This window comes from Paenibacillus odorifer, from assembly GCF_000758725.1.
Lineage (GTDB): Bacteria > Bacillota > Bacilli > Paenibacillales > Paenibacillaceae > Paenibacillus_AQ > Paenibacillus_AQ odorifer.
In genome coordinates this window covers 6,195,984-6,211,136 of the sequence record NZ_CP009428.1, presented here as the reverse complement: position 1 = coordinate 6,211,136, position 15,153 = coordinate 6,195,984, and the positions used below count along the sequence as shown (strand labels likewise).

Genomic DNA, 15,153 nt, shown 5'->3' with positions numbered 1-15,153 from the left:
TTAACGAACGGATATTTAGACCACGCTAACTTTAGGAAACTTATTGACGGAGGGATGTACCTGCATGGATGCTATGCATGTGATGGAAGAGCTTGTTGCGGAATTAAATAATTATAATTACCACTACTACACGCTGGATGCACCGCTAGTCAGCGATAAGGAATACGATGTTTTATACGACAAGCTTGTAGCACTGGAGGCTGAGAGTGGCTTCGTGCTACCAGATTCGCCTACACAACGTGTAGGTGGAGAGCTGCTTAAGGGCTTCACGCCGCATCGGCATCTGGCACCGCTTTGGAGTCTGGATAAAGCACAGAATATTGAACAGCTGCGCAGCTGGAATACCCGGGTGCTCCGGTTAGTGAATGAATACAATCTTAAGAATCCAGACAACCCTCTTCCTGATCCTTGTTATGCAGTAGAACTGAAGTTCGATGGCTTAACGCTGAATTTAACCTATCGTAATGGTGTTCTCGAACAGGCATCGACGCGTGGCAATGGTGTAGTTGGCGAAGGAATACTTGCACAGGTGAAGACCATCAAATCCGTTCCATTGACGATTCCCTTCAAGGATGGGGTCATTGAGGTTCAGGGTGAAGGGATTATGAATCTGTCTGTGCTGGCTGATTATAATACAAGGGCTACAGAGCCGCTGAAGAATGCGCGTAATGCAGCAGCAGGTGCACTGCGTAATCTTAATCCGAAGACTACTGCGGACCGCCGTTTGAACGCTTTTTTCTATAATGTAGGCTTTGCAGAAGGTGCGGAGTTCGCTGATCATCAGGAAATGATGGATTTTCTGCGGAATAACAAATTTAAAGTGAACCCATACCTGACCTACTGCAATGATTTTGATGATGTAACTGAGCAGCTTGCTGGAATCGAGGAGAGTCGTTCGAGTCTCGATTACCTCATTGATGGGGCTGTAATTAAGATCACGGATTTCAGAATCCGTGAGGTGCTTGGATACACTGACAAGTTCCCACGTTGGGCAGTAGCTTATAAATTTGAAGCCGAAGAAACGACGACCGTGCTGGAGTCTGTTAGCTGGAATGTAGGTCGTACAGGTAAAGTGACTCCGCTGGCTCGGGTTGAGGCTGTAGAGCTTGCTGGAGTTACCGTTCAGAACTGCACCCTGAATAATGTGGGTGATATTGAGCGCAAAAACTTGAAATTCGCCTTAGGTTCGCGGGTCTTTATTCGCCGTTCCAATGATGTTATCCCAGAAATTCTCGGCAAGGTAACAGAGGAGAATGACGGTGGAGAGATTATTTTCCCTGAGGATTGTCCAGCTTGTGGATATCCGTTAGAAATGCGCGGAGCACATCTTTTCTGTAACAATAAACTGAATTGTAGGCCGCAGATTATCAGTCGGATCACCCACTTTGCTTCGCGTGATGCGATGGATATTGAGACATTCAGTGAGAAGACGGCGGGTCAGCTCTATGATGAGCTTAATGTGCATGACTCTGCGGATCTGTATGAACTGAACTTTGAGCAGCTCGTACAGCTGAACCGTTTTGGTGAGAAAAAAGCACAGAATTTGCTGCAAGCTTTAGAAGATAGCAAAGGTAGAGATCTTGCTTCATTTCTCTTTGCGTTAGGGATCCCTAACACAGGTAAAGCAACGACGAAGATGTTGGCTGATCATTTCCGCGATCTGGATGCTGTGATGCAGGCCAAAGCCGAGGAGCTCGCTGAGTTACCAGACATTGGTGGGATTGTCGCCGAGAGCATTGTCAGCTTCTTCGCAGATCCAGTTGTAGTAGCTAATGTTTCCCGCTTGCGGGCGTTGGGTGTGGAAGCGAAGGCTCCTGAGGCACCACGTCCTGTTAATACCGATTCCTTCTTTAGTGGCAAAACGGTCGTATTGACCGGTTCCTTGCAAAAGCTTACCCGAGATGAAGCAGCTGAACGTCTGGAAGCACTTGGAGCAAAGGTGTCTGGAAGTGTGTCCAAGAAGACGGATTTAGTTATCGCTGGTGAAAAAGCTGGCAGTAAGCTGGCTAAAGCTCAGCAGTTAGGCATTCAGGTCATTGAGGATGAAGATGAGCTAATTCGCTTGTTGGATATGTAAGTAACAAACTATATTCGATTCCAAAAGGTTCCGGGTTCCATTTCGTTTAAGTGCGAGAGGAGCAGGGGCCTTTTTTGCGTGGATACAACTAAACGTTTCTTTTTTAGAAAAAAATTCGGATGATCTGCTAATATATAGGCTATAGATATTTATTACTATATTTGAAAGGAAACCCTTCCTGTGAAGAGAGAAACGATATTGTTAGTAGATGATGAGAAGGAAATTGTAGAACTGTTAACGATTTATCTCTGTAATGAAGGCTATAGACTGCTAAAGGCTTATGATGGAATGGAAGCGCTGGAATGTCTGCAGAAAGAGGAAGTTGAACTAATTATTCTTGATGTCATGATGCCTAAAATGGACGGGCTAGCTGCATGTATGAAGATCCGTGAAGAGCGGAAAATGCCAATTATCATACTATCAGCCAAAAATACAGATATGGACAAAATCTCCGGCCTGAGCCTGGGGGCAGATGACTACGTGGGCAAGCCGTTTAATCCCTTGGAGATTGTGGCACGAGTAAAATCACAGCTGCGCCGTTATCACGGATTTAATAAGGATAGTAATACGTTGGGAAACGACAGCAGACTAAGCTTTGAGGATCTGACTATAGATACGTCTAAGCATGAGGTGTATGTAGACCAGCAGAAGATTAAACTGACTCCGCGGGAATTCTCTATTCTAGAGCTTTTGGCGAGACACCAAGGTCAAGTGCTTAGCTTGGAGCAAATTTACAATAAGGTATGGAATGAACCTTTTCTAGATGGCGGTAACACAGTGATGGTACATATTCGTAATCTCCGAGACAAAATCGAAATCGATTCGAAACGCCCACGTTACATACAAACCGTCTGGGGAGTTGGCTATAAATTGGACGGACCTTCCTGAAAGGATTAGGTGAGGCTTCTTGAATTCTAAATATATAACGACGATTCGCTGGAAGTTTATGTTCGCTTTTTTGCTGAGTGTGCTTTCAGGCGCTTTGCTGCTTATGGCAGGGTACCAACTCGTCAACTTTATGATCTATCTAAATCCGGCTTCAGAGTCGGCGCCCTATTCACGCATACTGCGCTGGATTATTAATCATATTGGTTCTATGCCACTAATGACAGCAGCGGGTATTATCAGCTTTTTATTATTCTTTTTTATCTACACTCGTAAAGTTGTGCTGTATCTGGAAGAGATCACGAAAGGGATTCGAGAAATTACAAGCTCCGGGATGTCCCATAGAATTGAAGTCAGAACCACGGATGAGCTGGGTGTGCTGGCTGAGAATATTAATGAAATGGCTGAGCGTTTGCAGCACTCCATAGAGGAGGAACGTAAAGCTGTAAATGCAAAAAATGACTTGATCACAGGTGTTTCCCATGATTTACGCACCCCGCTTACCTCTGTCTTGGGTTTTCTGGAATACATCGAACAAGATCGATGTAAGGAAGAAGCGGAAATACGGTATTACGTGGATATAGCCTACAACAAATCCCTGGTGCTGCGTAAACTGATCGATGATCTTTTTGAATACACACGTGTAAATAGTGGAGAGTACCCTTTGGTTATGCAGAGATTGGATTTGAAGGCTTTCATACGGCAGCTGGCGGAGGAGTCGGTTCCTGAACTAACAAAGGCGGATATGGTCTATGAGATCGAGGACGTTGCTGATGAGTTATGGATAGAGGCTTCGCCTAAAGAATTAGTACGTGCTTATGAAAATCTGATTACTAACGCGATCCGTTACGGCAGAAGCGGCGGAAAATTGGAGATAGGTTTCAGTAAAAAGGAAAAGGATGCTGTGGTCCGTATTAGCAACTTTGGAGAGAGGATTGCGGAAAGTGATATCCCTTTTATTTTTGAACGATTCTATCGGGCAGAAAAGTCGCGTTCACAGCATACAGGTGGCTCAGGGCTTGGACTTGCGATTGCCAAAAGTATCATCGAACGCCACAATGGCGTTATTTATGTAGAAAGTACATCTCTTCGCACGGATTTTATTACCCGTTTCCCATTCTTCATAGAATCTTAAGAAAACTCTGGCGGGTTCTTAAGATTTGGAAGTTATCCTTGTGGCACAAGGAGGGAACTACCATGCCAAAACTTCGGACGGTTCGTATCAGCTATTTATATATTTTTATGGGTTGCGCTCTTTTGAGTGCTGCCTTTCTTTTTGTTGTCCAGCGGGCTGTCGCTTTGCTGTATTCTCATTATTCGGGCCAATCAGAAGCCTTTTTTGTCCGGCTTATTCATTGGGTTATTAATCATTTGGGTCAAACCCCTAGTGCCATCCTTCTATTTATTCTAGTCTTCGGTGGGCTGTATGTTCTTCGTTCACAGAAAATAGCTGATGATTTGCGCTCGCTAGTGGTGGGAACCTCGGAGCTGGCAGACAAAGGAGTCGCTCAGAACATCAAGGTTCTTTCTGGAGGAGAAATAGGTGAAATTGCTGCTAACCTCAATCGAATGCAAAGAATAGAAGTTCCAGATAGGGATGCAAGCTCAAAGCGGATAGAGGACACACCAGCAGTAGCTTTATTAATAAGGACTAGGGCGATACTTCGCACCCTCCGTGAGGTTGAAGAGGATGAGGCGGAAGTACATACACTTCTTGCAGCAGCGAATGATGAAGTGCGCAGTATGGAGCGGTTCCTGGAGAACCTGATTATCGAATCATGAGCAGATGGAATGCACGCGCCCGGATATTGCGAGTAGGGTACCTATTATTTGATGTGAGTGTTATTAGTACGGTATTGGCGCTTTTGATTTTTTTTTATGTATACCAGTATGGGGGGATCGTACTTAACCGGCATGAGGATAGGCTGCAATTGCCAGAATCAAGCATCATCACAGCTTCAGATGGAACAGTTATACGAATGACTCCGCTACCGAGCTCGGGTTATAGGCTTACAGCAGCGCTTGAGGAGATGCCGGCTTTATTAATAGATACTTTTTTAACAGTAGAAGACCGCCGTTTTTATAGCCATCAAGGGGTCGATTATAAAGGGATATCACGCGCTTTCTTAAAAAATATCTTGGACATGAGTTTATCAGAAGGTGGCAGTAGTATTACTCAACAGCTTGCTCGCAATCTTTATTTGAACAGAGATAAGAACATGCTGCGCAAGTTAAATGAAACCTCTATTGCTTTTGCCTTGGAGCAGCGACTGACGAAACGTGAGATTTTGCAGCTGTACCTCAATCAGATTTATATGGGGCGGGGACAATATGGAGTAAAAGCAGCAGCGAAGCGTTACTTCGGCGTGTCTGATCTGAAAAAATTGGAGATCTGGCAAATAGCCACTCTGGCGGGAATCCCTAAAGGCCCCTCTATTTATAACCCAGTAGACAATAGTGCATTATCCAAAACGAGAAGAAATCTAGTGCTAAAGATGATGTTCAATCAGCGACTAATCACGTATGAGCAAATGCAGGAAGCTCTGAATAAACAATATCAGCCTCCAGCTGCGGTCGAAAATGGGGTTGCCGGAGTGTATTATGTGGATGCCGCCCTTAAGGAAGCGGCTCAGATCACAGGAAAATCCGTAGAGGAGCTTCGTACAGGCGGCTACACTATAGTTACAGGTTTGAACATCAAAGCACAGCAGGCACTTGAGCGGACCGTTCTCAAAGAGGCTTCATTTCCACCTGACGGAAAAGATCAGCAGGTAGAAGCAGCTATGGCCATAATGGATCATCGTACAGGAGAAGTAGTGGCGTTGATTGGTGGGCGAGATCAAAACGAGGGCAATTTGAACAGAGCTATTATTGATGCACGTCAGCCTGGTTCCAGTTTTAAGCCGATCATTGATTATGGACCTGCACTCGAGAGCGGGAAATTCAACTCGAATAGTATGCTGTCCGACCGTAAAGTTGCTTATGGCAGCTATAAGCCTGAGAACTTGAACGGTATATACCAAGGTCAGGTTACAATGAATACAGCTTTGAAAAAGTCCATCAATGCACCAGCTGTTTGGCTATTGAAGCAGGTTGGAATCTCTTCTGCGCGGCAATTTGCCGCCAAATTAGGAATTGTACTGACGGAGGAGGACAATCATTTATCTATAGCTTTGGGGGGGCTTCATAATGGGGTTTCTCCACTAAAAATGGCCCAGGCCTACAGTGTCTTTGCTAGTGGAGGCAAATTTAATGCGGCTCATATGGTGCGCTCCATAACGGATTCAAAAGGGAAGGTCTTGTATACTCATCCCTCTGAATCACGTCAGGTAATCTCGCCGCGTACCGCAGAAGCGATGACGGCTATGTTACGCAATGTTGTTAATGAAGGAACAGGGAAAAAAGCGCAGATGAACAGACCAGTAGCGGGAAAGACCGGTACGACCCAATTGGACTTGGCTGGCGTGAGCAAGAAAGCCAATCGGGATCTTTGGTTTGTAGGCTATACTTCGGAGTGGACAGCTGCGGTATGGATGGGTTTTGATCGTACGAATCAGGATAATTATATGACTGAAGGCAGCGGGAAGGCTGCCGCTCTATTTTCTACAGTAATGAGTAAAGCCTTAAGTGATCATTGAGAAGTTATTGCGCCGCCCATTCTTCTAATTTCTCATCTCTAGGAAGCAGCAAGGCAAGAAACCCAAGCAGCGGGAGGAAGCCACAAGCGATGAACACTTTAGCAATCCCGATACTATCAATGAGGTTGCCGAGGACTAATGAGCCGATCCCGCCGAGTCCAAAAGCAAGTCCCGTGATCAGACCTGAAACTGTGCCAATGTTGCCCGGATATAGCATTTGAGCATAAATGACGGTAACCGAGAAGCTGGACAGAAGTATGAAACCGCCAATCAGCAGCAATACAGCCGCCCATAATGGACCTACAAAGGGTAGAGCAAGCGCAAAGGGGACGGTTCCGACCATTGACAGTAAGATGAGATTACGCCGTCCAAAACGGTCAGCCAGCGGACCCCCAAAAAATGTACCCACTGCGCCAGCAGCCAAATACATAAAAATATAGATTTGGGCTTTATCCAGTGTCATTTGATATTTGTCCATTAGATAGAAGGCGTAGTAGCTACCGATAGAAGCGCCATACCAAGACCTAACAAAGACTAGGAATACAAGAATAATCGTTGCTGTTCGTATGCTTTTTCGGCGGGCGGGGTCGATTGCTCGTGCTGTTGATTTTTTATGAAAGGTATAACCGGCATCTAGCATTTCTCTATACCAGCGAGCTACATAGGTCTGAACAGCGATTCCGGCAGCCGCGACGATCGTGAAGCCTAGGGCACCAATCTGGCCAAAGGGGATGAATACCCATTTCGTAAGCATTGGACCAAGGGACTGTCCAGCATTGCCGCCCACTTGAAAAATAGATTGCGACAATCCCTTTCGCTGACCTGCGGCCATATGAGCAACACGCATACCCTCTGGGTGGAAGGTGGCTGAACCGAATCCGATCAGGATAACCGAGAATAAGACCAGAAAATAGCTATTGGCATAAGCCAATAGAAGTACACCTAAAAATGTGCTGCACATACCCAGTGGTAATAATATAGGACGGGGTTTACGGTCTGCAGCATATCCAATGACGGGTTGGATTACTGATGACGTCATATTTAAAGCGAATGAGATCCATCCAATCTGGGCGAAAGAGAGCAGTAGATTATCTTTGAGAATAGGGAAGATTGCTGGAATGACTGCCTGTATAGAATCATTAAATAAATGAACAAAACTGACAGCTAACAAAATTTTATAAATCGTTGCCTGCTGCAGATTACGCTGCTCCTTGTCCTTGCTGTCTACCGTGGACGCAGCGTCTGTAGGTTTGGTCTTCATTTTGACTCCTCTCTGTACTGTTAGTTAGAAGGTAAGATTGGCGAATACGATAAATTCTATTTAGCCACAAATAATGGATGAATGGTATCAATTTGTGTTGTATCGAAGTTATTTATACGAATGATTTTTTTATTTCAAAAAAAGCTTGCAAACTCAATGACAGCATGGTATATTATCTCTTGTGCTTACGACGCATCGCACATACGAAACACAAGCGATGAAAAAATAAGTTGACAAGATAGAAACAAACATGATATACTCTAATTCCTGTGCGAGAGACATTGGATGTCGAAATGCCAGGAGCAAGTTCTTTGAAAACTGAACAAATGGAACGCGTTAATTTTTAAAAAAAGATTCATTTAATGAATCGTCAGTTTCAAAATGAGCATATCGCTCTTTTCAATACTAATTGGAGAGTTTGATCCTGGCTCAGGACGAACGCTGGCGGCGTGCCTAATACATGCAAGTCGAGCGGAGTTATTTTGAAAGCTTGCTTTCAAAATAACTTAGCGGCGGACGGGTGAGTAACACGTAGGCAACCTGCCCTTCAGACTGGGATAACTACCGGAAACGGTAGCTAATACCGGATAATTTCTTTTTTCTCCTGAGAGAAGAATGAAAGACGGAGCAATCTGTCACTGAGGGATGGGCCTGCGGCGCATTAGCTAGTTGGTGGGGTAAGGGCCCACCAAGGCGACGATGCGTAGCCGACCTGAGAGGGTGAACGGCCACACTGGGACTGAGACACGGCCCAGACTCCTACGGGAGGCAGCAGTAGGGAATCTTCCGCAATGGGCGAAAGCCTGACGGAGCAACGCCGCGTGAGTGATGAAGGTTTTCGGATCGTAAAGCTCTGTTGCCAGGGAAGAACGTCCGGTAGAGTAACTGCTACCGGAGTGACGGTACCTGAGAAGAAAGCCCCGGCTAACTACGTGCCAGCAGCCGCGGTAATACGTAGGGGGCAAGCGTTGTCCGGAATTATTGGGCGTAAAGCGCGCGCAGGCGGCTATTTAAGTCTGGTGTTTAAACCTTGGGCTCAACCTGAGGTCGCACTGGAAACTGGGTGGCTTGAGTACAGAAGAGGAAAGTGGAATTCCACGTGTAGCGGTGAAATGCGTAGATATGTGGAGGAACACCAGTGGCGAAGGCGACTTTCTGGGCTGTAACTGACGCTGAGGCGCGAAAGCGTGGGGAGCAAACAGGATTAGATACCCTGGTAGTCCACGCCGTAAACGATGAGTGCTAGGTGTTAGGGGTTTCGATACCCTTGGTGCCGAAGTTAACACAGTAAGCACTCCGCCTGGGGAGTACGGTCGCAAGACTGAAACTCAAAGGAATTGACGGGGACCCGCACAAGCAGTGGAGTATGTGGTTTAATTCGAAGCAACGCGAAGAACCTTACCAGGTCTTGACATCCCTCTGAATCTGCTAGAGATAGCAGCGGCCTTCGGGACAGAGGAGACAGGTGGTGCATGGTTGTCGTCAGCTCGTGTCGTGAGATGTTGGGTTAAGTCCCGCAACGAGCGCAACCCTTAACTTTAGTTGCCAGCAGGTAATGCTGGGCACTCTAGAGTGACTGCCGGTGACAAACCGGAGGAAGGTGGGGATGACGTCAAATCATCATGCCCCTTATGACCTGGGCTACACACGTACTACAATGGCCGGTACAACGGGAAGCGAAGCCGCGAGGTGGAGCCAATCCCATCAAAGCCGGTCTCAGTTCGGATTGCAGGCTGCAACTCGCCTGCATGAAGTCGGAATTGCTAGTAATCGCGGATCAGCATGCCGCGGTGAATACGTTCCCGGGTCTTGTACACACCGCCCGTCACACCACGAGAGTTTACAACACCCGAAGTCGGTGGGGTAACCCGCAAGGGAGCCAGCCGCCGAAGGTGGGGTAGATGATTGGGGTGAAGTCGTAACAAGGTAGCCGTATCGGAAGGTGCGGCTGGATCACCTCCTTTCTATGGAGAATCGTTCTCTGCAATGAGAACATTCAAATCGGAAGCTAAGCTTCCAAAACTAATTAACGTGTATCCATTTGTTCGGTTTTGATGGAATTTGCGGGGCCATAGCTCAGCTGGGAGAGCGCCTGCCTTGCAAGCAGGAGGTCAGCGGTTCGATCCCGCTTGGCTCCACCAACAAACTTCATCTATTTGTTATGTCTATACACTTGATCCTTGAAAACTGGATACCGAAACGAATTTGCGTTTTAGAACATCTTTTAGCAACTTGTGTAAACAAGTAAATGTTATTAGTGAGATGATTCCAAAAGAGAATGTCATCGTATGATATTTTCCTGCGGAAAAATCAAGGTTAAGCTAATAAGAGCACACGGAGGATGCCTAGGCGCCAGGAGCCGACGAAGGACGTGGCGAACAACGAAACTGCCTCGGGGAGCTGTAAGCAAGCTTTGATCCGGGGGTGTCCGAATGGGGAAACCCAGCTGTGGTAATTCGCAGTTACTCATTTCTGAATACATAGGAAATGTAGAGGCAGACCAGGGGAACTGAAACATCTAAGTACCCTGAGGAAGAGAAAACAATAGTGATTCCGTCAGTAGCGGCGAGCGAACGCGGAACAGCCTAAACCTAAGAGCTTGCTCTTAGGGGTTGTGGGACGTCTCACATGGAGTTACAAAGGAATATGGTAGGTGAAGAGGTCTGGAAAGGCCCGCGATAGAGGTAAAAGCCCTGTAACCTAAACTGTGTTCTCTCCGAGACGGATCCCGAGTAGTGCGGGGCACGTGAAACCCCGTATGAATCCAGCAGGACCATCTGCTAAGGCTAAATACTACCTGGCGACCGATAGTGAAACAGTACCGTGAGGGAAAGGTGAAAAGCACCCCGGAAGGGGAGTGAAATAGAACCTGAAACCGTGTGCTTACAAAAAGTCAGAGCCCGATCTATGGGTGATGGCGTGCCTTTTGTAGAATGAACCGGCGAGTTACGTTTAACATGCAAGGTTAAGCCGAGAAGGTGGAGCCGCAGCGAAAGCGAGTCTGAATAGGGCGATTTAGTATGTGGACGTAGACCCGAAACCGTGTGATCTACCCCTGTCCAGGGTGAAGGTGCGGTAACACGCACTGGAGGCCCGAACCCACGTACGTTGAAAAGTGCGGGGATGAGGTGGGGGTAGCGGAGAAATTCCAATCGAACTCGGAGATAGCTGGTTCTCCCCGAAATAGCTTTAGGGCTAGCCTCGGTATAAGAGTAGTGGAGGTAGAGCACTGATTGGGTGCGGGGTCCGCAAGGATTACCAAGCTCAGTCAAACTCCGAATGCCATATACTTATTGCCGGGAGTCAGACAGTGAGTGCTAAGATCCATTGTCAAAAGGGAAACAGCCCAGACCATCAGCTAAGGTCCCCAAGTGTGTGTTAAGTGGGAAAGGATGTGGAGTTGCACAGACAACCAGGATGTTGGCTTAGAAGCAGCCACCATTGAAAGAGTGCGTAATAGCTCACTGGTCGAGTGACTCTGCGCCGAAAATGTAACGGGGCTAAACACACCACCGAAGCTATGGCTAGATACGTATGTATCTGGGGTAGGGGAGCGTTGTGTAGGGGTTGAAGGTGTACTGAAAAGAGCGCTGGACACTACACAAGTGAGAATGCCGGTATGAGTAACGAAAAGATCAGTGAGAATCTGATCCGCCGAAAGCCCAAGGTTTCCTGAGGAAGGCTCGTCCGCTCAGGGTAAGTCGGGACCTAAGGCGAGGCCGAAAGGCGTAGTCGAAGGACAACAGTTTGAAATTACTGTACCACCGTAATCCGCTATGAGCGATGGGGTGACGCAGGAGGGTAGTGACGCGGACTGATGGATGTCCGTCTAAGCAGTGAGGCTGATGTGTAGGCAAATCCGCACATCGTTAAGGCTGGGCTGTGATGGGGAGCGAAAATTATAGTAGCGAAGGTCATGATCTCACACTGCCAAGAAAAGCCTCTAGCCAGGAGAAGGTGCCCGTACCGCAAACCGACACAGGTAGGCGAGAAGAGAATTCTAAGGCGCGCGGAAGAACTCTCGTTAAGGAACTCGGCAAAATGACCCCGTAACTTCGGGAGAAGGGGTGCCCCGGTAGTGTGAATAGCACGAGGGGGCCGCAGTGAAAAGGCCCAAGCGACTGTTTAGCAAAAACACAGGTCTGTGCGAAGCCGCAAGGCGAAGTATACGGGCTGACGCCTGCCCGGTGCTGGAAGGTTAAGGGGAGTGGTTAGGGGTAACCCGAAGCTATGAACCGAAGCCCCAGTAAACGGCGGCCGTAACTATAACGGTCCTAAGGTAGCGAAATTCCTTGTCAGGTAAATTCTGACCCGCACGAATGGCGTAACGACTTGGGCGCTGTCTCAACGAGAGATCCGGTGAAATTTTAATACCTGTGAAGATGCAGGTTACCCGCGACAAGACGGAAAGACCCCATGGAGCTTTACTGCAGCTTGATATTGAATTTGGGTACGATCTGTACAGGATAGGTGGGAGCCGTAGAAATCGGAGCGCAAGCTTCGGTGGAGGCGCCGTTGGGATACCACCCTGATCGTATCTAGGTTCTAACCTAGTACCCTAATCGGGTACGGGGACCGTGTCAGGCGGGCAGTTTGACTGGGGCGGTCGCCTCCTAAAGAGTAACGGAGGCGTTCCAAGGTTCCCTCAGAATGGTTGGAAATCATTCGCAGAGTGCAAAGGCATAAGGGAGCTTGACTGCGAGACCTACAAGTCGAGCAGGGACGAAAGTCGGACTTAGTGATCCGGTGGTACCGCATGGAAGGGCCATCGCTCAACGGATAAAAGCTACCCTGGGGATAACAGGCTTATCTCCCCCAAGAGTCCACATCGACGGGGAGGTTTGGCACCTCGATGTCGGCTCATCGCATCCTGGGGCTGAAGTAGGTCCCAAGGGTTGGGCTGTTCGCCCATTAAAGCGGTACGCGAGCTGGGTTCAGAACGTCGTGAGACAGTTCGGTCCCTATCTGTCGTGGGCGCAGGAAATTTGAGAGGAGCTGTCCTTAGTACGAGAGGACCGGGATGGACGTACCGCTGGTGCACCAGTTGTTCCGCCAGGAGCATGGCTGGGTAGCTACGTACGGACGGGATAAGCGCTGAAAGCATCTAAGCGTGAAGCCCCCCTCAAGATGAGATTTCCCAATTAGTAAGACCCCTTGAAGACGACGAGGTAGATAGGTTGGAGGTGGAAGTGCAGCAATGCATGGAGCTGACCAATACTAATCGGTCGAGGGCTTATCCTATACGTAGAATGCAAATTCGTTTCGGATTCAGTTTTCAGGCGATTAAGCCTGTAACACGCTTAGAAATTCATTGTCACTTCTGGTGATGAACCGAATTTCACGCGGCAGCGTCTGTTTCACAGACGCATGTTTGGTGGCGATAGCGGAGGGGTTCCACGCGTACCCATCCCGAACACGACCGTTAAGCCCTCCAGCGCCGATGGTACTTGGACCGAAGGGTCCTGGGAGAGTAGGACGTTGCCAAGCACAAATAGACCACTGTTGATAACTCGACAGTGGCTTTTTTGCGTCTATTATAGATTGTGGAAAACTTGTGGATAATTCATTGGAATTTGCAGAAAACTTACGCACATGTGGATAGATAATTAAAAGGCAAAAAATCACCGAATGGTGTGGATTAAGTACATATTTATGTAGATCTGTCAACAGAAAACCTAAGTAATACACGGGTTGCTGTGGATATAGTCGGATTTATGTGGATAGAGGGATTGATAAGTGGATAATTATTTTAACTTGAATAGGACAAGATTACAAGACTATTTTTGAAACTGCTTAAAGCTGTGGATAACTAAAAAAAGTTCGAAAAATATCCTTATAATTCGCACACAATACACTCTCTTGTTATACTAACCATAAAAGTAAATTCATAAATGGTGAGGTGAGTTTTGTGGATATCAGACAGTTGCACTCAGAAGAGTTTAATCTAAGCATGGATTTATCTGAATATGCTTTTCAATACAAGCTGCCCAGTGAGAAAAGGGCTAATGCTAAGGAAAGATTTAAAGCAGAACGCGTATGGGGTGCTTTTGAAGAAGGTACTTTGGAAGCCAAACTTACTCTTCTTCCATTCCAAGTGTACATACAAGGTAGATTAGTACCTATGGGAGGGCTCGCTGGGGTAGCGACATGGCCAGAGAATCGCAGACAGGGACATGTGGCAAAGCTCCTAGCGCATACGCTGCAAACGATGAATGAGGCGGGGCAGACATTATCTTTTCTGCATCCGTTCTTGATCCCCTTTTATCGCAAATTTGGTTGGGAAGTTTATTGTGAATATAAGAAATACTCCATTCCTGTTGCCAAGTTTCCCAAGAAGGTTGAAGTTGAGGGCAAGGTAAGACGCGGTGTTAAAGATATCGGAGTATTGGACAACTTATACAATCGTTTTGCAGTTAGATATAACGGAACACTTAAGCGTGATTTGGACTGGTGGGAGAACTCTGTTCTGGATGATGAAGGTCAGACTGCGGTATTTTATTCACAGCTTGGGGAACCTGAAGGATACGTACTATATAAGATAGAAAATAGAGAACTGGTCATTGATGAATTTGTGTTTTTGAACGAACAGGCCCGGCAGGGGCTGTGGACATTTCTTGCGAATCACGATTCAATGGTGACCGGTGCATCGCTAAAACTGGTGCCATCCGATGATATGTTACCCTTTTTGCTGCCTGATCCGCGTATAGAGCAGGAGAACTATCCTTATTTTATGGCGCGTATTGTGAATGCTAAAGTATTTGTGGAGAGTTATTCTTTTAAGCGTCACAGCAGTCAGAAGAAACAGGTTATTTATATTGAAGATAAATATGCACCATGGAATGACGGGTTGTGGGAATGGACGGTCTCCGAAGAGGGAGCAGCAGCTTTCTTGCGTATAGAGGGTGAACGGGATGCAGCTGACTTAAGCTGTGATATTGGCACGCTGACGATTCTAATGTTTGGATATAAACTCCCTGCAGAGCTGGCTCGTTATGGACTTGTGACTGGTAGTCCGACGGCTCTGGAATGGCTCGAAGAAATCATTCCGCAAGCTGAAACCGCACTTTTTGATCATTTTTAGAAAATAATTAGGCTCTCCCCTTCGAAAGATGCTGGGAGAGTTCTTTATTTCCGAATACATTCGCTGAAAAAAGTGAAAAATAAGAGAATCCTCTTGGAATTAGCACAGAATATGTTATAATATTAAAAAGTCAAAGAAAGTCAAAGTCAACGCACCTGATGACATACAGTGCGATCCTCTGAATTCGTGAAGTTTTCTTCAGACTTATATG

Annotated in this window: 7 protein-coding genes, 1 tRNA gene and 3 rRNA genes; 10 read left to right on the top strand and 1 reads right to left on the bottom strand. The window is 46.9% G+C overall.

Annotated features, from left to right (window positions below):
* The first annotated feature begins 64 nt into the window (after positions 1–64).
* From ligA to PODO_RS27220, 5 genes are all read left to right on the top strand, one after another.
* Positions 65–2,077 (top strand): NAD-dependent DNA ligase LigA, encoded by a 2,013-nt coding sequence (ligA, locus tag PODO_RS27240; protein ID WP_038573477.1) that lies wholly within the window; start codon positions 65–67, stop codon positions 2,075–2,077.
* A gap of 180 nt (positions 2,078–2,257) precedes the next feature.
* Positions 2,258–2,965 carry a response regulator transcription factor gene (locus PODO_RS27235; RefSeq protein WP_038573475.1) on the top strand — a complete coding sequence of 236 codons (708 nt, stop codon included), beginning with the start codon at positions 2,258–2,260 and terminating at the stop codon, positions 2,963–2,965.
* Between the two features lie 19 nt (positions 2,966–2,984).
* Positions 2,985–4,097 carry a sensor histidine kinase gene (locus PODO_RS27230; protein ID WP_038573473.1) on the top strand — a complete coding sequence of 371 codons (1,113 nt, stop codon included), beginning with the start codon at positions 2,985–2,987 and terminating at the stop codon, positions 4,095–4,097.
* 62 nt (positions 4,098–4,159) lie between these two features.
* Positions 4,160–4,744, top strand: a complete 585-nt coding sequence (locus PODO_RS27225; protein ID WP_036678672.1) for a HAMP domain-containing protein — start codon at positions 4,160–4,162, stop codon at positions 4,742–4,744.
* Positions 4,741–6,600, top strand: a complete 1,860-nt coding sequence (locus PODO_RS27220; protein ID WP_038573471.1) for a transglycosylase domain-containing protein — start codon at positions 4,741–4,743, stop codon at positions 6,598–6,600. Before PODO_RS27225 ends, PODO_RS27220 begins: the two co-directional genes overlap by 4 nt.
* A gap of 4 nt (positions 6,601–6,604) precedes the next feature.
* On the opposite strand, the gene PODO_RS27215 is transcribed toward PODO_RS27220, so the two are convergent.
* On the bottom strand, positions 6,605–7,861 hold the full coding sequence (locus PODO_RS27215; RefSeq protein WP_036678676.1) for an MFS transporter: 1,257 nt from the start codon (positions 7,859–7,861) through the stop codon (positions 6,605–6,607).
* A gap of 406 nt (positions 7,862–8,267) precedes the next feature.
* Here PODO_RS27215 and PODO_RS27210 point away from each other — a divergent pair.
* From PODO_RS27210 to PODO_RS27190, 5 genes are all read left to right on the top strand, one after another.
* Positions 8,268–9,825 (top strand): 16S ribosomal RNA (locus PODO_RS27210).
* 101 nt (positions 9,826–9,926) lie between these two features.
* Positions 9,927–10,002, top strand: a tRNA-Ala gene (locus tag PODO_RS27205).
* Between the two features lie 173 nt (positions 10,003–10,175).
* Positions 10,176–13,102, top strand: a 23S ribosomal RNA gene (locus PODO_RS27200).
* Between the two features lie 129 nt (positions 13,103–13,231).
* Positions 13,232–13,348, top strand: a 5S ribosomal RNA gene (gene rrf / locus PODO_RS27195).
* Together the 16S, 23S and 5S rRNA genes with 1 tRNA gene alongside form the textbook arrangement of a ribosomal RNA operon.
* A gap of 421 nt (positions 13,349–13,769) precedes the next feature.
* Positions 13,770–14,942 carry a GNAT family N-acetyltransferase gene (locus PODO_RS27190; protein ID WP_038573469.1) on the top strand — a complete coding sequence of 391 codons (1,173 nt, stop codon included), beginning with the start codon at positions 13,770–13,772 and terminating at the stop codon, positions 14,940–14,942.
* Positions 14,943–15,153 lie beyond the last annotated feature (211 nt).

Bases quoted from the DNA above. Each gene is read 5' to 3' on its own strand.
- PODO_RS27215 (WP_036678676.1), bottom strand. From the start codon at position 7,861: ATGAAGACCAAACCTACAGACGCTGCGTCCACGGTAGACAGCAAGGAC.
- ligA (WP_038573477.1), top strand. From the start codon at position 65: ATGGATGCTATGCATGTGATGGAAGAGCTTGTTGCGGAATTAAATAAT.
- PODO_RS27220 (WP_038573471.1), top strand. From the start codon at position 4,741: ATGAGCAGATGGAATGCACGCGCCCGGATATTGCGAGTAGGGTACCTA.
- PODO_RS27225 (WP_036678672.1), top strand. From the start codon at position 4,160: ATGCCAAAACTTCGGACGGTTCGTATCAGCTATTTATATATTTTTATG.